At 71.7% G+C, this 22,075-nt stretch carries 17 protein-coding genes and 1 tRNA gene; 11 read left to right on the plus strand and 7 right to left on the minus strand.

Translation table 11 applies throughout. From position 1 onward, the window contains the following. Positions 1–19: 19 nt before the first annotated feature. Positions 20–1,102: a hypothetical protein gene (locus DEJ02_RS09900; protein ID WP_111032878.1), complete on the minus strand. Its 1,083-nt coding sequence runs from the start codon at positions 1,100–1,102 to the stop codon at positions 20–22. 81 nt (positions 1,103–1,183) lie between these two features. Here DEJ02_RS09900 and DEJ02_RS09905 point away from each other — a divergent pair, with 81 nt between their 5' ends. The 5 genes from DEJ02_RS09905 (at position 1,184) to DEJ02_RS09925 (ending at position 6,793) form a co-directional block, all read left to right on the plus strand. Continuing rightward, positions 1,184–3,298, plus strand: coding sequence for an acyltransferase family protein (locus DEJ02_RS09905; protein WP_146249262.1), 2,115 nt, complete (start codon positions 1,184–1,186; stop codon positions 3,296–3,298). Between the two features lie 171 nt (positions 3,299–3,469). Then, the gene (locus DEJ02_RS09910) at positions 3,470–5,140 is read left to right on the plus strand and encodes a glycoside hydrolase domain-containing protein (RefSeq protein ID WP_111032880.1); all 1,671 of its coding nucleotides are present in this window, start codon (positions 3,470–3,472) and stop codon (positions 5,138–5,140) included. Between the two features lie 29 nt (positions 5,141–5,169). Continuing rightward, positions 5,170–5,391: a hypothetical protein gene (locus DEJ02_RS09915; RefSeq protein WP_071406470.1), complete on the plus strand. Its 222-nt coding sequence runs from the start codon at positions 5,170–5,172 to the stop codon at positions 5,389–5,391. Continuing rightward, complete coding sequence (aroQ, locus tag DEJ02_RS09920) at positions 5,388–6,068, plus strand: gamma subclass chorismate mutase AroQ (RefSeq protein ID WP_258378713.1); 681 nt, start codon at positions 5,388–5,390, stop codon at positions 6,066–6,068. Before DEJ02_RS09915 ends, aroQ begins: the two co-directional genes overlap by 4 nt. A 92-nt stretch (positions 6,069–6,160) precedes the next feature. After that, positions 6,161–6,793 carry a TetR/AcrR family transcriptional regulator gene (locus DEJ02_RS09925; RefSeq protein ID WP_111032881.1) on the plus strand — a complete coding sequence of 211 codons (633 nt, stop codon included), beginning with the start codon at positions 6,161–6,163 and terminating at the stop codon, positions 6,791–6,793. A gap of 158 nt (positions 6,794–6,951) precedes the next feature. On the opposite strand, the gene DEJ02_RS09930 is transcribed toward DEJ02_RS09925, so the two are convergent. The 3 genes from DEJ02_RS09930 to DEJ02_RS09940 all read right to left on the minus strand — a co-directional run bounded on the left by DEJ02_RS09930 (position 6,952) and on the right by DEJ02_RS09940 (position 9,371). Then, positions 6,952–7,024 (minus strand) — tRNA-Arg (locus tag DEJ02_RS09930). A 110-nt stretch (positions 7,025–7,134) separates the two neighbouring features. Further along, positions 7,135–7,920, minus strand: a complete 786-nt coding sequence (locus DEJ02_RS09935; RefSeq protein WP_071246870.1) for a dienelactone hydrolase family protein — start codon at positions 7,918–7,920, stop codon at positions 7,135–7,137. 29 nt (positions 7,921–7,949) lie between these two features. After that, complete coding sequence (locus DEJ02_RS09940) at positions 7,950–9,371, minus strand: glucose-6-phosphate dehydrogenase (RefSeq protein WP_111032882.1); 1,422 nt, start codon at positions 9,369–9,371, stop codon at positions 7,950–7,952. Between the two features lie 76 nt (positions 9,372–9,447). On the opposite strand from DEJ02_RS09940, the gene DEJ02_RS09945 reads away from it, so the two are divergent. The 4 genes from DEJ02_RS09945 to DEJ02_RS09960 all read left to right on the plus strand — a co-directional run bounded on the left by DEJ02_RS09945 (position 9,448) and on the right by DEJ02_RS09960 (position 15,950). Further along, positions 9,448–10,605: a Gfo/Idh/MocA family protein gene (locus DEJ02_RS09945; RefSeq protein WP_035808774.1), complete on the plus strand. Its 1,158-nt coding sequence runs from the start codon at positions 9,448–9,450 to the stop codon at positions 10,603–10,605. Continuing rightward, a complete protein-coding gene (locus DEJ02_RS09950) occupies positions 10,602–11,528 on the plus strand; it encodes a sugar phosphate isomerase/epimerase (RefSeq protein ID WP_111032883.1) in 927 nt (308 codons plus the stop codon). The genes DEJ02_RS09945 and DEJ02_RS09950 overlap by 4 nt, the downstream gene beginning before the upstream one ends. Positions 11,529–11,649: 121 nt before the next feature. Beyond that, a complete protein-coding gene (locus DEJ02_RS09955) occupies positions 11,650–13,464 on the plus strand; it encodes a thiamine pyrophosphate-requiring protein (RefSeq protein ID WP_111032884.1) in 1,815 nt (604 codons plus the stop codon). Between the two features lie 101 nt (positions 13,465–13,565). Then, positions 13,566–15,950 (plus strand): bifunctional UDP-sugar hydrolase/5'-nucleotidase, encoded by a 2,385-nt coding sequence (locus DEJ02_RS09960; RefSeq protein WP_111032885.1) that lies wholly within the window; start codon positions 13,566–13,568, stop codon positions 15,948–15,950. A 321-nt stretch (positions 15,951–16,271) separates the two neighbouring features. On the opposite strand, the gene efeB is transcribed toward DEJ02_RS09960, so the two are convergent. From efeB to efeU, 3 genes are read right to left on the minus strand one after another with little or no spacing between them, the layout of a single operon-like run. Next, on the minus strand, positions 16,272–17,558 hold the full coding sequence (efeB, locus tag DEJ02_RS09965) for an iron uptake transporter deferrochelatase/peroxidase subunit (RefSeq protein WP_111032886.1): 1,287 nt from the start codon (positions 17,556–17,558) through the stop codon (positions 16,272–16,274). Further along, positions 17,555–18,778, minus strand: a complete 1,224-nt coding sequence (gene efeO, locus DEJ02_RS09970; protein WP_111032887.1) for an iron uptake system protein EfeO — start codon at positions 18,776–18,778, stop codon at positions 17,555–17,557. The genes efeB and efeO overlap by 4 nt, the downstream gene beginning before the upstream one ends. Continuing rightward, positions 18,765–20,375: an iron uptake transporter permease EfeU gene (gene efeU, locus DEJ02_RS09975; RefSeq protein ID WP_111032889.1), complete on the minus strand. Its 1,611-nt coding sequence runs from the start codon at positions 20,373–20,375 to the stop codon at positions 18,765–18,767. Before efeU ends, efeO begins: the two co-directional genes overlap by 14 nt. 69 nt (positions 20,376–20,444) lie before the next feature. On the opposite strand from efeU, the gene DEJ02_RS09980 reads away from it, so the two are divergent. Both DEJ02_RS09980 and DEJ02_RS09985 read left to right on the plus strand, forming a co-directional pair. Continuing rightward, positions 20,445–21,206 carry a trimeric intracellular cation channel family protein gene (locus DEJ02_RS09980; RefSeq protein ID WP_071406483.1) on the plus strand — a complete coding sequence of 254 codons (762 nt, stop codon included), beginning with the start codon at positions 20,445–20,447 and terminating at the stop codon, positions 21,204–21,206. A 247-nt stretch (positions 21,207–21,453) separates the two neighbouring features. Continuing rightward, on the plus strand, positions 21,454–22,056 hold the full coding sequence (locus DEJ02_RS09985; protein ID WP_071406484.1) for a TetR/AcrR family transcriptional regulator: 603 nt from the start codon (positions 21,454–21,456) through the stop codon (positions 22,054–22,056). Positions 22,057–22,075: the final 19 nt, after the last annotated feature.

The following is a 22,075-nucleotide window of genomic DNA, read 5'->3' on the forward strand; positions in this document are numbered from 1 at the left end:
CGCAGGCGTGCGCCGACGGTCAGTGGTCGAGGACCGACATCGAACCGACCACCGCGACGGCCAACGGTCCGCTGTAGGAGACGCAGACGACGCCCATCCACACGGCCCCCGCCCACGTCGCTCGCAGACGGCTCTTCCGCCGGTCGCGGAGCACCAGGCGACGCCCCGCGGCGGCGATCGCGTCGGCGTGCCCGTCCTCGAGCAGCGAGCGGTCGTCCTGGTACCGGGAGGCGGCGCGCACGATGCGCGGCACGACCTCGCCCAGGACTGCCTCGACCTGCATCCACGGCGCAGGGCGCGACCAGTCCGCGGTCCCCGGCGCCGAGAAGACCAGCCGGTCGTCGACCATCTCGACGTTCCAGCCGGCCGCGTGGTCGACGAGCGCTGCCATCACGTCAGGGGTGAGGACGTACAGCGCGTCCCGGCCGTAGTCCTCCGGCGCCCACACCCGGAAGTGCCGGTCGAAGTCGCCCTCCAGCGACATCCGCTGCCGGTGGCGGAGCACCACCGGCAGGTCGCTGCGACGACCGTCGTTCGCCGTGGCGTCGAGGAGCAGGTGCGGCAACGCTCCGGGCAGCCGGACGGTCAGGTACGTCCAGTCCCGCGAGACCATCCAGCGCCGCAGGACGCAGCCGAACTCGACGTCCGGGACGCCGTCGACGTGCACGGGGGCGGTGCCGAACCGGGGGTGGACGCGGATACCGGAGTAGCGCGGGGTGATCATCGAGTCGAGCGGCTTCGGACGGACCGGACGCGCCGGGTACCCACTGGCCTCCCCCGTCAGCACCGCCCGAACCTCGTCCGGACGCAGGGTCCGAGGTCGTTCGCCCCGGACCAGTAGCACGACGAGCCCGACCACACCGGCGACGAGCACCACGAACCAGGCCACCCAGTGGACGACGTCGCCGACACCCGCACCGTTGTGGACGAGCCCGGTGCCCCAGACCACGAGCGCGGACGCGAGCCACGCGAGCGGGACCTCGATCGCCAGGAGCAGCACGTTCCACCACCACGGGGCCTGTCGCGGGCGGCGCATCCGCGGTCGTCGTGCCGTCTCCGCCGCGAACTCGTCGTCGGACGCGGTCAACCAGCGCAGGTCCATCGGCCCCCCTCTGGAGAAGGATCGTAGCGTCCGCGTCGAGAACGCCCGGCGGAGCCGTTCACGTCTCCTAGGATCGACGCAGTGAGTACAGCAACGCCGGGCGAGCGGGGCCCCGCGCACCGAGCGCGCGACACCACGCGGTGGGACATCCAGGGCCTCCGCGCGTTCGCCGTCCTCGCGGTCGTCGTCTACCACCTGTGGCCGGGCGCCCTGCACGGTGGGTTCGTCGGCGTCGACGTCTTCTTCGTGATCTCCGGCTTCCTGATCACCGGGCTGCTGCTGCGGGAACAGCTCGCGACGGGCACGATCCGGCTCGGACGGTTCTGGTCGCGCCGGGCCAAACGCCTGCTGCCGGCCGCGTTCCTCACCATCGTCGTCACGGGCATCGCGGTGCTCGTCGCCGTGCCGAGCGCGCTGTGGGGGCAGTACGGGCGTGAGCTGATCGCCTCGACGGTGTACCTGCAGAACTGGGAGCTCGCGGCGAACGCCGTCGACTACCTGGCTTCGGCCGACGCCCCCTCACCGTTCCAGCACTTCTGGTCGCTGTCGGTCGAGGAGCAGTTCTACATCCTCCTGCCGCTCCTGCTGCTCGGCGTCGGGGCACTCGCACGCCGTCGGTTCACGCCGCTGGCGACCGCGCGGCTGCTGCTCGGCAGCGTCGTCGTGCTGTCCCTCGTGTGGAGCATCGTGCAGACGTCCACCGACCCCGGCGTCGCCTACTTCTCCACCGGCACCCGCGCGTGGGAGTTCGCACTCGGCGGTCTCGTCGCCACCGTGCACCTGCCCGAGGTCCGCACCGAGGTCGCCCGACGGGTCCGCCTGGTCGCCACCGGCATCGGCGTCGTGGCCCTCGCACTGTCCCTCGTCGTGATCACCCCGGAGACGGCGTTCCCCGGGATCGCGGCGCTGCTGCCGGTCGCCGGTGCGGCACTGGTGCTGCTGTTCGGTGCGGGGACCGAGTTCGAGGACGTCGGTGCGCTGCGGCCCGTCGCCTTCTTCGGTCGGATCTCGTACGCGCTCTACCTCTGGCACTGGCCCCTCGTCGTCATCCTGCCGATCATGCTCGGCCGTCCGCTCGACTGGGCGACGAGCTCGGCGGTGCTGCTCGTCGCTATCGGTCTGGCCACCGCGACGACCATCTGGTTCGAGGAACCGGTGCGGTTCTCGACGTGGCTGCGGGACCTGCATCCCCGCGGCGTCGTCTCGCTCGCCGTCATCTGCAGCTTCACCGTCGTGACGCTCGGGGCAGCCACCCTGACCGCCGTCTACGTGCAGGAGGTCAACGCGACCACGGTCACGAAGCAGGTCACCGCGGAGCAGGAGGACGACGACGAGTCCTGCTTCGGTGCCGCCGCGCGCATCGGGTTCGCGGACCCCTGCGTCGACCCCGAGCTCGCCGACGTCCGTGTGCCCGCTCCGGCCGTGGCCAAGGACGACGACGACAACCGCGCCGAGTGCTGGAGCGGCACGTTCCGGCCCTGCGTCCTCGGCAAGACCACCGGCTGGTCGAAGCACCTCATCGTCATCGGCGACTCGCACAGCAACGCACTGCTCGGTGCGTACGAGAAGATCGCCGACGACAACGGCTGGCGGATCGACCTGGCCGGCGCCGGCGGGTGTTACCTCACCACCGCGCAGCAGGACTCGCTGAGCCCCTCGTCGATGCGGGGCTGCAACTCGTGGAAGCACGCCGCCATCGACTACGTCCGCGAGCACCGCGACGCCGACGCCCTGGTCGTCACCCACTCCACCACGCAGATGCCGGTCAGCCTGCCGCCCGGAACGGCCCGCGACAAGGCCACCCGCAACGGCCTGGTCGACGCGTGGGAGCAGGCGGCCGGTGACGAGCTGCCCGTCATCGCCGTCCGCGACAACCCGGTGCCCCGCCCCGACGTCGTCGCCTGCCTGAGCACGATGTCCGGACCGACGACGGACGCCTGCGACCGTTCGCGCGCCGAAGCTCTCGGCACGACGGACTCGTCGGTCGAGGCCGTCGCCGCGTTCCGGGCGGCCGGGGGCAAGGCAGCGTCGATCGACCTGAGCCGCTACTACTGCACCGACACCACGTGCCCCGCGGTCGTCGGGGGCGTCCTGGTCTACCGGGACAGCACGCACATCACGGCGACGTGGGCGTCGTCGCTCGAGCCCTACCTGGAGCGCGCGCTGCAGGACCGGTTGGCGGCCTTCGCGCGCTGAGCCGGACGGCCCGAACGGGAGGACTGAGCGCTTCATCAGACGATCGTCTGCCGAATTGCAGGACCGTCCCAAGTTGAGGGACGAAGTTGCTCGGACCATGCCGCGGCCATCAGCATCGCACAGCGCGATCGACGGCCAGCGGACGCTCGAGGCAACTGAAGGGGCACCCCCGTGCACATCTCGCGCCGAACTGCGCTCATCGGCATCACCGCCACCGTCCCGCTCGTCACGACCGCGCTCGCGGCCCCGGCCGACGCCGCCACCCCGTCCGGCGCGGCCGGCTCCACCGGGTCGACCGGCTCGACCGCTTCGTCCGGCTCGTCCGGCTCGGGCGTGCTGGCCGTGCAGCGCTGGCTCAACACGACCTTCGGGCACCTGCACGGATGGGTGCACGTGGACGAGGACGGGCTGACCGGCAGCGGCACCGTGCTCGGGATCGTGCAGGCCACCCAGTCGCTGCTCGGCATCTCCCCCGTCGTCGCGACGTTCGGGCCGACGACCCGTCGGAAGCTCGAGCAGCACGGCGACGTCGGGGCCGAGACGGGCGACGACGCCGCGACCTGGCGCCGGCTGGTCCAGGCCGGACTGGTCTGCAAGGGTGCCTCGACCGTCACGCTCACCGGTGAGTACGACGCAGCAACCGTCGCGGCCGTGCAGGCGCTCCGGTCCGACCTGGGTGCCGAGCCCGGCGCGCTCCCGCTGTCGGCCCACCTGTTCGGAGCACTCCTCACCGTCGACCCCGTGCGACTCGCCTCCGGCGGGTCCCGAGCGGTGCGCGCGGTGCAGCAGTACCTCAACCGCACCTACGCCGAGGCGACCGGCGGCGCGTACGGCAGCACGAGCGGACTCGTCGACACGAGCACGTACTCGGCGGCGATCCGCGCGGTGCAGGTCGCGGTGGGCGTCACGGTCGACGGCGCCTGGGGCCCGGGGACGGCTGCTGCGCTCCGTGCCGCGGGCCCGAGCGTCGTCGGGGTCGGGGCCACCGGCGCCTGGGTGCTGCTCGTCAAGGCGCTCCTGGTGCTGAACGGCGAGCGCGTCGTGTTCAGCAGTGCCTACTCGGCGGCGGACGCCGCGGTGGTCCGTGCGTTCCAGCAGTTCCAGGCGTTCCCGCCCGCCGAGCAGACCGGGACGTGCGACGCCGGCACCTGGGCAGCCCTGGCGGCGAGCACGGGTGACCCGGACCGTGCCACGACCGGTGCTGACACCGCGGTGCGCCTCGACGACGCCCGCGCGGCCGCCGTCCGGGCGTCCGGTGCCACCAGCGTCGGCCGGTACCTCACGAACCACCAGCGTTCCGGGGCACTCGACAAGGCCCTGACCCCCGAGGAACTCCGTGTGATGGCGAGCGCCGGGCTCGGGCTGTGGCCGATCTTCGAGGAGGGCGGGTTCGCTGCCTCGTGGTTCACGGAGGAACAGGGCGTCCGCGACGCCCACCGCGCCCACGACGCGGCCCGGAAGCTCGGGATCCCGAAGCAGACCACCGTCTACTTCGCCGCCGACTTCGACGCGACCTCGGCACAGGACGAGTCGCTCGTGGTGCCGTACTTCCGTGGCGTCGCCGCCGGCCTGCGGGACCGGGGGAACCTGTACAAGGCGGGCGTCTACGGCTCCCGTGCCACGTGCACCGCGGTGAGCAGCGCCGGACTCGCGCACTTCTCCTTCGTCGCCGGGATGTCGCCGGCCTGGTCGGGCAACCAGCTCGAGCCACTGCCGGGCAACTGGTCGCTCAACCAGATCCAGAACCGCACGGTCGGGTCGGGAAACGGGTCCACCGAGATCGACGCCGTGGTGGACTCCGGGCGCGACCCCGGCGTCCCCGCGGCTCGGCTGGCCGGCTGACGGACTGCCGACCGGGATCGAGCACCGCCGTGACCACCACGACCCCGCGTGACGACGAGCCGCACGCCGTGTTCCCGCACCGTGCCACCTACGTCTTCTCGAACTTCGAGGAGGCGATCTCGATGGACTGCTACTGCGACGAGGGCGCCGACCACTTCGGCGTCTACCCGTTCTACGACGAGGTCATCAAACCGATCATCGACGATCTGACCCGACGCGTCCGGCGCCGGTTCGGGAAGGAAACCCCGTGAACACCGCACACCCCACCACCCCGACCACCGCCCGGCACCGCACCCGCCGGACCGCCGCGACGGCCCTCGCCGTCGGGCTGCTCGCGGCGGGCATCGCCCTGCCGACCTCGGCGGCGAACGCCGATCCCATGCCCACGTCCGCCGAACCGACGGGTTCCACGATGACCATCTCCCACGACGGTTCCCGTCCCGCGGCGTCGACGGCACAGCTCGACACCATCGGCACGCTCATCCTCCGACGGCTCGAGCTCGCCGACCCGGTGGCGGAGTCGAAGTGGCTCAGCGGCAAGCCGGTCGCCGACCCGGTGCGCGAACAGGCCGTCGTGGACGAAGCGGTGACCCTGGCGGAGCAGCAGGGCGTCGACCCCGTGCTGGTGACCCGGGTGATCCGCGCGCAGATCGCCGCGAGCAAGGTCGTCCAGCGCGGCCTCATCAACCACTGGACGCACAACCCGTGGACCGCCCCCACGACGGCACCGGACCTGACGACCATCCGGCCCCAGCTCGACGCCATCGACACCGACCTGGTGACGGCGCTCGGCCAGGCTCAGACCGTCGCCCAGGACCACCGATGCGCACACCTGGTGGACGCGGAGCGGAAGCACCTCGACGTCGGACTCGACTCGCTGCACCGGAAGGGGATCGACGTGGCCTGGCACACGTTCTGCGCCGCCTGACGCGGGCAGGGGACGGGCCGTCATCATGAGCGGCCCTAAGATGTGGTGTTCACTGATCGCTCAGCTCCGGGCGAGGAAGGACACCGCGCCAGATGAACCAGCGGCAGCTCGCCATGGAGGCCTCTCGACGAGCCATCATCGACGCCGCAGGGCAGCAGTTCGCGGCCTTCGGCTACGAGGCGACCACGTTCTCCCGCGTCGCCGAGGCGATGGGGAAGCCGAAGTCGGCGATCGGGTACCACCTGTTCCCGTCGAAGAAGGACCTGGCGACGGCGGTCATCGAACTGCAGCAGCAGCGCTGGCGTGCACTCTTCGACGCACTCCCCGCGCAGCCGGGCATCGAGCGACTGACGGTGTTCCTCCTGACCACCGGGATGGACGTCCGCCGGGGCTCGGTCGCGGGCGGCGCGGTGCGGCTCCTGCACGAACTCGGCAAGGCCGGCGTGCCGGTGCCGCGCGGCTTCGACTGGTTCGAGATGACGCGGGGCGAACTCGTCAGCGCCGGGGTCGCGGCGGCGGACGTCGACGCGGCCGCGGTCCAGCCGTCCGTCCTGCTGCTCCTCAACACGACGCTGGGCATGGTGGACGGTTCGACGCAGCTGACCGACGACGAACTCGTGGCGCAGCTCAAGGCGCTGTGGGCACCGCTCTTCACGTCGTTCGGCATCGCCGGTGCATCCGAGGTCATCGCGGCGGCCCAGCCGTACACGCCGGCCACTTCGTGAGCAGGAACGGTCGAGTCCGTCTCGGGGACTCGACCGTTCCTGCTCACGAAGTCGCACGGAGCTGACGCGCGACGGACGGACCCCTGCGCGCACGCCGGCCGGAACGACGAAGGGCCCCGGTGGATTCCACCGGGGCCCTTCGTCGTTCTGCTTGCCTGTGCGCTCGAAGGGACTCGAACCCCCAACCTTCTGATCCGTAGTCAGATGCTCTATCCATTGAGCTACGAGCGCGTGGCCTTGCGGCCGTGGAAGACTCTACAACAGGTGCGGCCCGGGCGCCAATCGAGGCGCTCCGGCCCCCGTGCTCGGCGTGTCGCGAACGGTCTCCGACGGCCGCACCGTCACAGCGCCGCGGGCTCCTCGTCGAACACCTCGGCCAGGAACACCCGGAGCGCCTGCCACGACCGGCGGTCGGCACGCTCCTGGTACTGCGCGCCGTGGTCCGGAGCGTCGGTGCCGGGCACGGCGAACGCGTGCATCGCACCGGAGTACGTCACGACCTGCCAGTCGACGTCCGGCGCCGCCCGCATCTCGTCCTGCCACGCGTGCACGGCCTCGTCCGGCACGACGGGGTCGGCGCCCCCGGTGAGGACGAGCAGCTTCGCCCGGATGTCCGCGGCGTCCGAGGGGTCGTGCGCGATGAGGCCGCCGTGGAACGCCACGGCACCGACCAGGTCGGCCCCGGTCCGTGCGAGTTCGAGTGCGGTGGAGCCGCCGAAGCAGTACCCCATGACGACGACGCGGGCGGGGTCGACGTCCGGGTCGGCGAGCAGTCGCTCGAGCCCGGCGGTGGCGCGGGCGCGCAGCAGGGGCAGGTCCTGGTAGAAACCGCCGGCGACCTGGGCCGCGGTGTCGTCACCGGGGCGGACGCCGGCTCCGTAGATGTCCGCGCCGAACGCGACGTAGCCGAGCCGGGCGAGCATCGTCACCCGGGCCTCGACGTGCTCGTTCACGCCGTGCCAGTCGTGCACGACGAGGACGGCCGGACGACGGCCCGCGATCGCGGCGTCCTTCGCGAGCACACCGAGCAGTTCGGTCCCCTCGTGGTCGTAGGGGACGTCGTCGACACGGATGTCGGCGCCGGCGGGTTCGGGAACGGTCTGCAGGACGTCGTCGGTGGTGTTCACGTCGCCCGACGCTACGCCGCCGCTCGGGCTCAGGCCTCGATGTTGTCCCAGCCGTCCGGGCCGACGGACCCGGCGGCGTACTCGTCGAGGGGAGCCCTGCCGGCCTTCCACGCGTCGAGGAACGGCCCGACGACCTTCCAGCCCTGCACGGCGCTGTCACCGCGCACCGACAGCGTCGCGTCGCCCTCGAGCACGCCGGCCAGCACCTCGCCGTAGGCACTCAGGCGCCCGGGGTTGAACGTCACCTCGAGGCTCGTGTGGTCGATCGTGTACGGGTCACCCGCGCCGTTGACGTTGAGCTCGAGCTGCATCTCGTCCGGGGCGATCCAGATGCGCAGCCGGTCCGGCAACTCGGTGCCGGTGAGCCCCTCGGGCACGTGCGGGGAGTCCTTGAACGTGATGACGATCTCGCGGCGCTGCGCGGCGAGCGCCTTGCCGGAGCGCAGGGTGAACGGGACGCCTGCCCAGCGCCAGTTCGCGATCTCCAGGGTGAGCTGGGCGAGGGTCTCGGTGCCGAGCGACGGGTCCACGCCGTCCTCGTCGACGTACGACGGCAGCTGGCGGTCCCCGACGGTGCCGGCGGTGTACCGGGCGCGCTTGCCCGCGGTGACGACGTCGCCGCCCCACGGTCGGACGGCCCGCAGCACGAGCTCCTTCTGGGTGCGCAGGTCGTCGGCCTTGATCGAGGCGGGTGCCTCCATCGCGACGACGGCCATCACCTGCAGCAGGTGGCTCTGGATCATGTCGGTGAGCGCCCCGGCCTTGTCGTAGTAGCGCGCCCGGCCCTCGAGCCCGAGGGTCTCGTCGTAGACGATGTCGACCCGCTCGACGTGCTGCGACGAGAGCAGCGGTTCGATGATGCGGTTGGCGAAGCGCAGCCCGAGCAGGTTGAGCACGGTGGAGCGGCCGAGGAAGTGGTCGACGCGGTGGATGCGCTCCTCGGGGATGAACGAGTGCAGCAGGTCGTTCAGGTGCGAGGCGCTCTCGGCGTCGGTGCCGAACGGCTTCTCGAGCGCCAGGCGGGTGCCGGCGGGCAGGTCGAGGTGGGCGAGCTGCTCGCAGCTCTTCTCGGTGACCGCGGGCGGCAGCGCGAAGTAGATCGCGGGGTCGTGCTCGCACGCGGCGAGCAGTGCGCGCAGGTCGTCCGGGTCGGTGACGTCGGCCTTCCGGTAGGTCGAGGCGTCGACCACGGCCTGCAGTCGGTCCGGCAGCGACGTCGCACCCGAGGCGCCCTCGTCCTCCTCGTTCTTCGACGCCTGCGCGTTCTCGAAGGACTCGCGCACCTGCGCCTTCCAGTCGGCGTCGGACAGGTCCTCGACACCGGCCCCGACGAGCTGGACGTCCCAGTCGTCCTTCACCTGGAGCAGGGTGGCGAGGCCGGGCAGGAGCAGGCGCTTGGACAGGTCGCCGCTGGCTCCGAGGATGAGCAGGCTGGTCTGGAGGCTCGACATGCAGCAGACGGTACTCATCGGCCCCGGTGGATGACCGGGCCGCTACGGTGGTGTCATTCCGGCGCGAGGGAGCACCATGAGCAGTGGGTACGAAGGGCGACGCCTCCGTGTCGCCGTGGTCGGGACGGGCATGATCGCCGGCGTCCACGCCCGGGCGGCCCGGGCCTCCGGTGCCGAGGTCCTCGGTGTGCTCGGCCGGAACGCCGCCCGGTCCGAGCAGGTGGCGGCGCAGCTCGACCTGCCCCGTGGCTACGCCTCCCTCGACGAGGTCATCGCCGACGCCCCCGACGTCGTGCACATCTGCACCCCGAACGACCAGCACCACCCGCAGGCGCTCGCGGTGATCGCGGCCGGCATCAACGTGGTGTGCGAGAAGCCCCTGGCGATCGACCCCGCGCAGGCCGCCGAGCTCGTCGCCGCCGCTGCCGAGGCCGGTGTCGTGGCCACCGTGCCGTTCGTGTACCGGTACCACCCGATGGTCCGCGAGATCCGGGCGCGCATCGCCGACGGGGAGCTCGGCCGGCTGCTCGCGGTGCACGGCCACTACCTGCAGGACTGGATGCTCGACGAGGACGCCTCGAGCTGGCGGGTCGACCCGACCTCGAGCGGGCTGTCCCGCGCGTTCGCCGACATCGGCTCGCACTGGTGCGACCTGGTCGAGTTCGTCACGGGTGAGCGCTTCGCCTCGGTGTCCGCCGCGACCGACATCGTCTACCCGACGCGGCCTGCGGCGTCCGGTCCGTCGTTCTCCGGCTCCCCCGACCCGGACCCGGTGGCCGACGCGGCCGAGCGTGCCGAGGTCACCACCGAGGACACCGCCGTCGCCACCTTCCGCACCGCCACGGGCCGCATCGGGAACGTCGTGATCTCGCAGGTCGCGTCGGGCCGGAAGAACCGCCTGTGGTTCGAGGTCGACGGCACCCGCGGCAGCGCGGCGTTCGACCAGGAGCAGCCCGAGTCCGCGTGGTTCGGCAACGAGCGCGGCGCCCAGATCGTGGTCCGCGACCCGTCGCAGGGGTACCCGGACCAGCGCCGGCTGGCGATCGTGCCGGCCGGGCACCCGCAGGGGTACCTCGACGCCTTCGCGGCCTTCGTCGCCGACACCTACACCGCGGTCCGCACCGGAGTGGCCCCCGACGGACTGCCGACGTTCGCGGACGGCGCCCGCTCCGCCGACATCATCGAGGCCGTGATCGGCAGCGCGGCCGAGACGACCTGGCGGGAGATCCGGTGAAGCTCGGCATGCTGACCGCCTGCCTGCCCGGCTGGTCGCTCGACCGGATCGCCGGGTTCGCCCAGCAGCAGGGCTACGAGCGGCTCGAGGTCGCCGTCTGGCCGGGCACCGGCGGCCGCGACTTCGAGGCGGCGCACCTGCCGGTCGCCACGTTCACGGACGAGGACGCCCTGGCCACCCGCGCCCTGCTCGACCGCACCGGCCTCGAGGTCTCGGCGCTCGCGTACTACGAGAACAACCTGCACCAGGACCCGGAGCACCGGGCAGCGGTGCGGACCCACCTCAAGCACGCGATCGACACCGCGCAGACGCTCGGCATCCCGTACGTCGGCACCTTCATCGGGCGCGACACCACGAAGTCCGTCCGCGAGAACATGGCCGAGGGGAACCGGGTCCTGCCCGAGCTCGTCGACTACGCCGGCGAGCGCGGCGTGCGGCTCGTCATCGAGAACTGCGTGATGGAGGGCTGGCACCCCGACGGGTACCCCGGCAACATCGCGTACTCCCCCGAGCTCTGGGGCTGGGTCACCGGTCTGGGCTTCGGCCTGAACTGGGACCCGTCGCACCTGACGTGGATCGGCATCGACCCGGTCGAGACGATCCTGCCGTTCGCCGAGCACATCGTGCACGCCCAGGCGAAGGACCTGGAGCTGTTCCCCGAGCGGCGCAACGAGTACGGGTTCTTCGGCAAGGTCGACAAGGGCGACGACCCGTGGGACATGGGCTGGTGGCGGTTCCGGGTGCCGGGCCGCGGTGTCGTGGACTGGCCGCGCGTCGTCGACCGCCTCTACGAGGCGGGCTTCGACGGCACGCTGAGCGTCGAGCACGAGGACCCGCTCTGGGGCGGCACCGACGACCGGGTGCTCGAGGGGCTGCGCATCGCGCACCGCACGCTGCGACCGTTGATCGCGCAGGAGCAGTAGCCGACACACACCGGGCACTGGCCTGGAGGCCCGGATCACGTGACCGACGTCGGTCACGTGATCCACGCCTCCAGTCCGGTGCCTGTGAACGGACCCGTGCGCGCCCGCGCACGCTGGTGCCATGAGCACGACCGTGAGCGACTTCGTCATCGACCGCATCAAGGCGTGGGGGGTCTCCCGCGTGTTCGGGTACCCCGGCGACGGGATCGGCGCCTTCGACGGCGCGCTCGGCAAGGCGGCGTCGAAGGGCGACGGCCTGGAGTACGTCCGCCCGACGCACGAGGAGATCGCGGCGCTGATGGCGACCGCGCACGCGAAGTTCACCGGCGAGGTCGGGGTCTGCGTGGCGACGTCGAGTCCCGGTGCCTTCCACCTGCTGAACGGTCTGTACGACGCGCAGATGGACAACCAGCCGGTGGTGGCGATCGTCGGCCAGCAGGGGCTCGCGGCGATGGGGTCGTTCACGCAGCAGGAGTCGAACCTGGAGCGCGTGTTCGCCGACGTCGCCTGCTACGTGCAGACGGTGGCCACGCCCGAAGCCGTCGGCGTGGTGCTCGACACCGCGTTCCGCACCGCGTCGCTGCGCAAGCAGCCGGCCGTCGTCGTGCTGCCCCACGACGTGCAGGCGATGGCGTACGACGCACCGCCGCTCGAGCACTGGGCCTCGCGGTCGAGCGACGTCCCCGCGTCCACCCGGATCACGCCGCCCGCCGACGAGGTCCGGAAGATGGCGGAGATCATCAACGCCGGCTCGAAGGTGACGTTCCTGGTCGGTGCGGGTGCGCGCGGTGCGACGGCCCAGGTGCTCGCCGCCGCCGAGAAGGCGGGTGCGGGGATCATCACGGCACTCCGCGGCAAGGACGTGATCCCGTCCGACGTGCCGTACCACTCGCAGCAACTCGGGCTGCTCGGGTCGCTGCCGTCGCTGCACCAGATCCGCGACTGCGACACCCTGGTGCTGCTCGGCACGAACTACCCGTACGGCGAGTACATGCCGAAGACGGGGCAGGCCCGGGGCATCCAGGTCGACATCAAGCCGGAGCAGCTCGGCCTGCGGTACCCGACCGAGCTGAACCTGTGGGGCGACGTCGGCTCAACGCTCGACGCGGTGCTCCCGCTGCTCGAGCAGAAGACCGACAGGTCCTTCCAGCAGACCGTCGCAGAAGAGATGCGCGAGTGGGAATCGGAGATGCGCGCCCAGTCCGAGGTCGCCTACGACGACGGGGTGAACCCGCGCCGGGTGATCCAGGCCGTGAACGACCGGCTGCCCGACGGCGTCACGGTCACCGCGGACGCCGGCACGACCGCCGACTGGTACGGCCACCACATCCGGCTGCGCGAGGGCATGCGCGGCGACATGTCCGGCCGCCTCGCGACGATGCTCGCAGCCATGCCGTACGCGGTGACGGCGAAGTTCGCGTTCCCGGACCGTCCGGCGGTGTGCACGATCGGCGACGGGGCCTTCCAGATGCTCGGCATGAACGAGCTGATCACCGTGAAGAAGTACCTGGCGGCCTGGCCGAACCAGCAGCTCGTCATCGTGGTCATGCACAACGACGACCTCGGTCAGGTGTCGTGGGAGATGCGCACCGAGGACGGCAACCCGATGTGGCGCGGCTCGCAGGACGTCGAGTCGATCGACTACGCCGGGTACGCGACGCTGCTGGGGTTCCAGGGCATCGCGGTGCACGAGGACTCCGAGGTCGAGGCGGCGGTCGAGCGGGCGTTCGCGCACCAGGGAGTGACCCTGATCGACGCGTACGTCAGCCGGAGCGTCCCGCCGCTGCCCCCGCACATCACGAAGGAGTACGCGATCAACACGGCGAAGAGCCTGCTGAAGGGTGACCCGGTCGAGTTCGACGTCGTGAAGGACTCCGCCAAGGCGATGGCGACCGAGGTCACCGAGCGGGTGAAGGGCGCCCTCGGCCGCGATTGAACCGGGTCGGGCGGGCGGAGGGGACGGCCGTGTGAACGTCGTGTGACGACTTGCGCAGGGGTCTGGCGAGTCGCCTGTGCGTCTTCGTAGGTTCGACGGCGATGAACACTTCCCACACCACCGGAACCGCCGGTGCGACGACCCGACGACGCCTCGGCGCCGGCGCGGCCCTCGCCACCGCCGGGGTCCTGGTCGCGCTGTCCGTCCCGTCCGCAGCCGTCGCCGCCGAGGGCGACACGACGATCGACATCATCGACGTCAACGACTTCCACGGTCGCATCGAGTCCGAGGGCACCGCCGCCGACAAGGCCGCCGGCGCCGCGAAGCTCGCCGGCGTCGTGCAGTCCTACCGCGAGGCCAACCCGAACACGATCTTCGCCAGCGTCGGCGACAACGTGGGCGCCTCGACCTTCACCTCGCTCATCCAGCAGGACTCCCCCACGATCGACGCCCTGAACGCCATGGACCTCGACGTCAGCGCGATCGGCAACCACGAGCTCGACAAGGGCCAGGACGACCTGACCGGCCGCATCGAGGACCGCGCCGACTGGCCGTACGTCTCGGCGAACATCGTCAAGGCCGGCACCACCGACCCCGCCTTCACGCCGTACTCCATCGTGGAGAAGGGCGGCGTCAAGGTCGGCTTCATCGGTGCCACCACCGAGGACCTCATCCCCGGGCTCGTCAGCCCCGGCGGGGTCGAGGGCCTCGCGATGGCCCCGATCGTCAGCCAGGTCAACCGGTACGCCGAGCAGCTCACCGACGGCAAGGACGACAACGGCGAGGCCGACGTGCTCGTCCTGCTCGTGCACGAGGGCGCCACCACGAGCGCGCTCACCGACGCCACGGGCACCGGCGCGTTCGGCAAGATCACCTCGGGCGTCTCGTCGAAGGTCTCGGCCATCGTGTCGGCGCACACCCACGCGACGTACAACCACTCCATCGCGGGCCCCGACGGCACGAAGCGTCCGGTGATCCAGGCCGGGTCCTACGGGGTGAACCTCGGACACCTGCAGCTCACCGTGGACGCCGACAAGCAGCTCACCGGCATCACGTCGTCGGTCACCTCCGTCAACGAGGACAAGCGTGTCCCCGCCGACACCACCTCGGTCAACGCCGTGAGCGACATCGTGACCGCCGCGAAGGCCGTCGCCGACGTCAAGGGCGGCGAGAAGCTCGGCGAGATCACGGGTGACCTGCGTCGCGCCGTGCAGTCCGACCGCAAGGCCGAGAACCGCGGCGGCGAGTCCGTCCTGGGCAACTACATCGCCGAGGTCCAGCGCAGCGCCACCGAGCGGAACGGCTCGCAGGTCGCCTTCATGAACCCGGGCGGTCTCCGCACCGACATGGTCTACGCGTCCAGCGGCGCCGGCGACCCGGACGGCACCGTCACCTACAAGGAAGCCGCGCTCGTCCAGCCGTTCGCCAACACCCTGGTGACGAAGGACATGACCGGCCAGCAGATCAAGAACGCCCTCGAGCAGCAGTGGCAGCCGGACGGCCTCGAGCGTCCGTTCCTGAAGCTCGGCGTCTCGGACGGCTTCGCGTACACCTACGACCCGTCGAAGGGTCGCGGCGAGCGCATCACCGGCATGACCCTCGACGGCAAGGCGATCGCGCTGACCGACACCCTTAAGGTGACCGTCAACTCGTTCCTGTCGACCGGTGGCGACAACTTCGCCGCCTTCGCGACCGGCACGAACGTCGCCGACTCCGGCCAGGTCGACCTGCAGGCCCAGGTGGACTACTTCCTCGCCAACCCGAAGGTCACGCCCCCGGTCGACCAGCGCGCCGTCGGCGTCACGGTCACGCCGACCCCGGCCGGTGGCTTCCAGCCCGGTGACGCGATCGAGCTCGACCTGTCGTCGCTCGTGTTCAGCAGCGAGGACCCGGCGAAGGCCGGCTCCGTCTCGGTCACCGCGGACGGCAAGGAGCTCGCATCGTCGGCGATCGACCCGACGATCACCGACAAGAACGACGAGCAGGGTCGCGCGACCCTGACCGTCACGGTCCCCGAGATCGAGGCGCCGGCCGCACGCGCTTCCGCCCGCACCGCCGGCTCCGTCTCGCTCGCCGCGGTGGCCGAGCCGGTCGCCACGACGGACGCGCCGCTCGTCGTCACCCTGCCGGGTGGCCAGACCGTCACCCTCGCCGTGACGATCCCGGTCGCCGCAGCGGTCGACCCGACCGACCCGACGGACCCGACCGACCCCACGGACCCGGTCGACCCGACCCCGGCTCCGACCCCGAACCCGGGTGGCGGGGTCATCCCCGGCCCCGGCGCGGGTGACGGTGACGACGCCGGCATCGGTGGCGTCGGCGGGACCGACGACGACCCGCGCGCCGGTGGCGACCTCGCCTACACGGGTGCGGACCTGACCGCTCCGGCGATCGCGGCGGGCCTGCTCCTGCTCGCCGGGATCACGGTACTCGTGGTCCTCCGCCGCAACCGCGCACGACGTGCCGCTACGGTCCTGACGGACTGACCCACAGCCTGCGGGCACACACGCGAACGGGCCGTCTCACCCTGGTGAGGCGGCCCGTTCGCGTCGGTCAGGAGGCCCGGAGCACGTCCGGCGCACACCTCGCGCGACCCGGCGGTCACGGTTGCTGTCCCATCCCGGTCGATCACTGCGGATCCGCGGATCCGCGGGGTACTCTCGGGGTTGTCGCACCGCGACGCGTCGTGCCGGGTCGCTTTCAGCAAGTCGACGGTGGTTCCGTTCGGCGAGACTCCGCGACGCGGGCGTCCTCCGCCTCCAGGGAAACGGCGGAGGGCGCCCACCCTTCCGGGTCAGCGACTCAGGTCAGCGGAACAGCTGCTCGCCGATGTACGACCCCTTGCGCGGCGCCGGCGGGACGGCGAACACCGCGGAGCCGATGTGCGAGACGTACTCGTTCAGCCGGTCCGAGGCGCCGAGCTTCCGCTGCAGCCGCGTGAAGTGGTCCGGGTCGTTCACGTAGGCGATGAACAGCAGCCCGGCGTCGAGCTGGCCGTACTCGTTGAGCCCGTCGGTGTAGTTGTACGGCCGGCGCAGGATCTTCACGCCGCCGTTCGCCTCGTGCGCGGCGAGGGCGATGTGCGACGTCGCGTCGATCTTCGTCGCACCGTCGTCGTCCTTGGCGTGGAAGTCCGGGGTGGTGTGCTCCTGCCCGCCGGAGAGCGGTGCGCCCTGGATCTTCGTCCGCCCGAACACCCGCTGCTGGTCGCTGACGACGTCGGCGTCCCAGGTCTCGATGTTCATCCGGATCTTCCGCACCACCTGGTAGCTGCCGCCGGCCATCCACCCGGCGTCGCGGTCGAGCCAGACGAACCGGTCGTGGTCGGCGTCGGTCGTGATGTTCCGGGTGCCGTCCTTGAACCCCATCAGGTTGCGGGGCGTGCTCTGGTTCGGCCCCGCCGATGCTCGGCCGAAACCGAGCACGGTCCAGCGGACGGTCGCGGTGCCGCGGGCCATCCGCGCCAGGTCGCGCACCGCGTGGTACGCCACCTGGGGGTCGTCGGCGCAGGCCTGCAGGGACAGGTCCCCACCGGTCAGGCCCTCCTGCAGGTTGTCGCTCGGCAGCGTCGGGATGTCGGCGAGCGAGGCCGGACGGCGGTCGGCAAGCCCGAAGCGCTCGTCGAAGACGCCGGGTCCCAGGCCCACCGTGACGGTCAGGGACGCCGGCCCGAGGTCGAGCGCCTCGCCGGTGTCGGCACCGACCCCGTTGCCGTGCGCCGGCTCGACGCTGCCGACGGTCTTGCCGGCCTGCAGCTGGGCGATCGCGGCCGACCAGCGGGCGAGGAGCACCTGCAGCTCGGTCGTGACGGTCGTCGACAGGTCGAACGTCATGTAGACGCAGTACCGCTGCGGGGTGGTGCGGATCCCGCCCTGCGGCTGCCGTGCCGCGGTGGCGTAGAACGGCTGGCTCTGCGACAGGTCGATCGACTCGTCGCCGTTCGTCGCCGCCGTGAACGGGTTCACGCCGGTCGCCGCGGTGGCACCGCCGATGCCCGCTGCCGCGCCGACCCCGGCACCGGCCACGGCCAGGCCGGCGCCGAACAGCCCACGGCGGGAGACGTTCGCCCGGGGTGCCTCGTCCGGCTCGGTCACGCGGTCGCGACCTTCTCGGCCAGACGGGACAGCGGGTCCTGCAGCGCCTGGATCTGCTGCGAGATCGTGTTCGCGTCGGACTTCTTGGTGGCGGCGTCCCACGTGGCGAAACCACCCAGGTCGTCGGCGTCGCGGTAGCCGTCCATCATCGTGTTCGTGGCGTCGAACTGCTTGGCGATCTGCTTCGTCAGGGTCGGGTCGAGCTTGGTCAGCCCCGGCTTGAGGTACGCGAAGGCCTGACGGGCGCCCTCGACGTTGGCGGCGAGGTCGACGAGGTCGATGTGGCTGTACGCCTCTTCCTCGCCGGTGATCTTGTTCGACTGCACCTCTTCGAGCAGGCCGGCGGCACCGTTCGCCAGGTCCTCCGGCTTGTAGTCGAGCGTCGGCACGAGCTTCGCGAGCAGCTGCACGTCCTCGGTCAGGTCCGCGGCGGTCCGCTTGGTCGACGCGGTGATCTTCCCGGCCTGGAACAGGTCCTTCTCGACGGCGTGGAACCCGCTCCAGCCGACGGCGGGGTCGAGGTTCGAGGCACGCATGTCGATCAGGTAGTCGAGGTTGCCGGCGTTGTCGGTGGCCTTGAAGCCCTTCTTGACGAAGCCGTCGACGTCGCTCTCGACGTGCTCGTAGAACGGACGGGCGTTCGCGTAGTCGGTCTTCGCCGCGTCGAGGTCGCCGGCGTCGATGTGCTCCTGCATCTGCTCGACCGCGGCGACCATGTCGGTGACCTGGCCGTCGACGTAGGTCGCGTAGCCCTTCGTCCCGTCGCGGAGCAGGGTCGAGGCACTGCTGTTCGCGGTCGACGCGGCCTTGCCGGTGACGGTGAAGTCCGTCAGCTCGGTCTCGGCACCGGGGCAGTACACCTGGTACTTCCCGCCGGTCAGCGTGGCGGTGAAACGGACGGCGTCGAGGCCGGGCGCCAGGTTCTCCTTCTCGCCGAGGATCCGCTGGTCCTGCAGCAGCTCGACCTCGGTGATCGCGGTCGACGACTCGTTCTTCACCGTGAAGGTGACGGGGCCCGCGGGGACCTTCGTCGAGGACACCGCGCAGGCGTCCTGCCCGTCGTTGGTGAGCGTGATGGTGACGCGGGAGACCTTCGCGTCGCCGGAGCCGGAGCCGTCGGCTCCGGTGGACCCGCCGGCGCACCCGGTGAGTGCGAGGGCGGTGACGGCGCCGAGGGCGCCCAGGGTGATCAGGGGTCGGACGGGCTTACCGAAGGACATGGTCGGTGCTCCTTGCAGGGTCCGCGGCCGGAGGGCCACGAGCGGGGACGGGTTCGGGGGTGGGGGTGGTGGGGAGTCGCCGGCGACGGCGGTCACGGAGGGCCAGCAGCGCCTGCGCGGCGGCAGCGATGCCGAGGGCGATCGGCAGCCAGGCCTTCCAGAGCAGCAGGTCGGCGGACCGCGAGTCCGCTGCGGCCACCGAGGCGGCCGACCGCTCGACGCGGGCGTCGGGGACGGACCAGACGGTGCGGTCCAGGGTCGTGGTGCGCGCGGACGGGAGGCCCCCACCGCTGAGCGTCAGCACCTCGCGTTCGTCGCGGGTCGCGTCCAGAACCCCACCGCGGACGGTCCACAGGGTCACCGTGTCGCGCACGGCCCAGCGCGCCGCGAAGGGGCCGGGGTTCGTCGACGGGGAGACCCCGACGGGCAGGCGACCGAACAGGGTGACGAGGTCGTCGAGCGTCAGCGTCGACGGACGGTCGGCGCCGCTCCCCTGCTCAGTGGTTCCGTCCTGCACGACGCGCCACCGGTCGGCAGCCACGCCCGCGCGGGTGACGCGGCGGTGGGCCGACGTCGGCAGGGTGATCCGGGCCTCCTGGCCGGTTCCGGTGCCGGCCACGCGGAGGACGCCGGACGCACCGTCGACGCTGGCCGAGACGGAGCTGGCGTCGCCGCTGACCGCGGTGGTGCGGGGCAGGTCGACCCCGCCCGTCGGCACGGCGATCGCGAGTGCCACTGCCGCCACGGCGAGTGCGCCGGCGACGACGGCGCGCACCCGGGGCACGCGGTCCGGCGACGGACGCCAGGCGCGCGGCCAGAGCGTCAGGGCCAGCACCGGGACGACGTAGAGGAACCAGCCGAGCACCTCGATGACCCGCGGGTCCGGCGGGATGCCGAGCACGCCGGTGACCAGGGCACCCTGCACCGAACCGTTCGGCGCGAGCCACGCCAGGTCGACGGTGCGCTGCTGGCCGATGACGATCCAGCCGGCCTCGTGCGCGCGGCGGAGGACGGTCAGCACCAGGCCGCCCGCGACGAAGACCAGGAAGACCCCGGTGCCGGTGAAGAACCGCGACAGGTTGAGGCGGACGCCACCGGTGTAGATGCCGAAACCGACGACGACCGCGGCCGCGATGCCGATCACTGCACCGAGCGCGGCGAGGCCGGTGTCCGACGACGCCTGGAACGTGGCGAGGAGGAACACCGAAGTCTCGAAGCCCTCCTTCAGGACGGCGAGGAACGCCATGCCGGCGAGGGCCCAGGCGGTGCCGCGGCCGAGGGCTGCGGTCGCACTGGCCTCGAGGTCGGCGGTCAGGGTGCGCGCGTGCGTGCGCATCCAGACGATCATGCCCGTGACGAAGACGACGGCGACGATGCCGATGACCGCCTCCATGCCCTCCTGCTGGGCCTGCGGCAGTGCCTGCTCGACGGCCTGCAGCCCGAAGCCGACGGCGATGCTGAGCAGCACCGCGAGCCCGACGCCCGACCACATCGGGGTGAGCGGGACGCGGTTGCGACGCAGGAACGCGGCGATGATGCCGACGATGAGCGTGGCTTCGAGGCCTTCACGAAGACCGATGACGAGAGTGGCGAGCATGACGAAGGTGAGGCTAACCTAACCGCCGAACGGCCCGCCAGTCGTGCGACGTGATGTTTGATGGTTCTCATGAACCTGCTGTCCGTCGACGGCCTGGCGTCGGTCACGAACGTGCTCGACCTCGCCGGGGTCTTCGCGTCCGCCCTGCTCGGCGGCTCCATCGCCCGCGCGATGGACTTCGACCTGTTCGGGTTCCTGGTCGTCGGGTTCGTCTCCGGACTCGGCGGCGGGATGCTCCGCGACACCCTGCTGCAGAACGGACCACCCGTCGCGCTCGTCGACCCGCTGTACGTGCCGGTCGCCGTCGCCGGGGCGCTCATCGCGTTCCTCGTGTCGTTCTCCGAGCTCACCTGGGACCGGCTGTTCACCGTGCTCGACGCCGCCGTGATCGGGTTCTGGGCCGTGGTCGGCGTGCAGCGCACCTACGACGCCGGGCTCGACTGGCCCGCCGCGATCATCATGGGGACCATCACCGCGGTCGGCGGCGGGGCCATGCGTGACCTGCTGCTGCGGCGGGTGCCGGCGGTGTTCGGCGGGAACGCGCTGTACGCCACCGTGGCCGTCGCCGCGTCGGCCGTGATGGTGATCGCCTCGGCGCTCGGGTCGCCGTCGCTCGGCATCCTGCTCGCGATCACCCTGTCGCTCGGGCTCCGCTGGGGAGCGGTCCGGCGGGGCTGGGGGCTGCCGAACGGCCGTGACTGGCAGCCGAAGTCGACCCTCGGTTCGCTGCTGCGGCGGGGTCGGAGCCTGCGGCCGGACGCGCTCCGGTTGCTCCGGCGCCCGGGCCGTCGGACCGGTGCCGGCAGTGTCCGAGAAGAGCACGAGGACTGAGGGGCTGTCCTCCGCGGCCCCGCGACGCTACGATCAGTACCGCCGGGTATCGTCCTGGCAGTTCTGCCGGGGATGATCCCGGTGAACGCTGTCCGCACAGCACCGACGCGACCCGAACGCGCCGGTTCCGAGCAGACGTGGGGATGGGGGCTTCGCTGATGCCGCGCGGGATCAGACGCGCGGCGCGGCAGGTCTCCACCACGATGCTCTCCCCGACGACCACCAGCACAGGTCGGAGCAGCAACCGATGAGCGACGACGCTTCCCCCACCCAGCGCATCCCGCGCGCCGAGGTCCGGGAACGCCTGCTCGCCGCCGGAGCCGCGGTCTTCGCCGAACAGGGTGTGTACGGCGCGCGGCTCGACGACGTCGCCGCGCGCGCGGGGTTCAGCAAGGGTGCGGTCTACTCGAACTTCTCGTCCAAGGAAGACCTGCTCGCCCAGGTCATGCAGCGGTCCACGAACGTCGTGCTCGCCTCACTGCAGGAACTCGTGCACGCGGACATCGCCGCCGTCGACGTCGGGGACGTCCTGCGCGCCGCGTTCGGGCAGAACGACCAGAGCGAGCAGTTCGCGCTGCTCTCGGCGTTCCGCGGGTACGCCGTCCGGCACCCGGAGCTGCTGCCCGAGTTCATCCGGCAGCGCCGGATCCTGCAGGACGGGGTGCTCGAGCTGGTGCGGCTGTGGCTCGGTGCCCACCCCGAGGTCGAGGTCGGCATGACCCCGGAGGAGTTCGCGACCGTGCTCATCGGGGCGAACGTCGGCCTGGTGTTCGACGCGCCGGCGCTGCCCGGCGTCGATCCGGGCGAGCTCATCGCGACCCTGGTCGAGGCCGTCATCCGCCGGCGCTGACGCGGGGCGCCCCGCTCGA

It is taken from the genome of Curtobacterium sp. MCLR17_042 (assembly GCF_003234695.1).
In the GTDB taxonomy this organism is placed as follows: Bacteria; Actinomycetota; Actinomycetes; order Actinomycetales; family Microbacteriaceae; genus Curtobacterium; species Curtobacterium flaccumfaciens.

Excerpts from the sequence above, each read along its gene's own strand:
- DEJ02_RS09900 (WP_111032878.1), bottom strand. The coding sequence starts at position 1,102 with ATGGACCTGCGCTGGTTGACCGCGTCCGACGACGAGTTCGCGGCGGAG.
- DEJ02_RS09925 (WP_111032881.1), top strand. The coding sequence starts at position 6,161 with ATGAACCAGCGGCAGCTCGCCATGGAGGCCTCTCGACGAGCCATCATC.
- DEJ02_RS09940 (WP_111032882.1), bottom strand. The coding sequence starts at position 9,371 with ATGTCGAGCCTCCAGACCAGCCTGCTCATCCTCGGAGCCAGCGGCGAC.
- DEJ02_RS09945 (WP_035808774.1), top strand. The coding sequence starts at position 9,448 with ATGAGCAGTGGGTACGAAGGGCGACGCCTCCGTGTCGCCGTGGTCGGG.
- DEJ02_RS09955 (WP_111032884.1), top strand. The coding sequence starts at position 11,650 with ATGAGCACGACCGTGAGCGACTTCGTCATCGACCGCATCAAGGCGTGG.
- DEJ02_RS09960 (WP_111032885.1), top strand. The coding sequence starts at position 13,566 with ATGAACACTTCCCACACCACCGGAACCGCCGGTGCGACGACCCGACGA.
- efeO (WP_111032887.1), bottom strand. The coding sequence starts at position 18,778 with ATGTCCTTCGGTAAGCCCGTCCGACCCCTGATCACCCTGGGCGCCCTC.
- efeU (WP_111032889.1), bottom strand. The coding sequence starts at position 20,375 with ATGCTCGCCACTCTCGTCATCGGTCTTCGTGAAGGCCTCGAAGCCACG.
- DEJ02_RS09980 (WP_071406483.1), top strand. The coding sequence starts at position 20,445 with ATGAACCTGCTGTCCGTCGACGGCCTGGCGTCGGTCACGAACGTGCTC.
- DEJ02_RS09985 (WP_071406484.1), top strand. The coding sequence starts at position 21,454 with ATGAGCGACGACGCTTCCCCCACCCAGCGCATCCCGCGCGCCGAGGTC.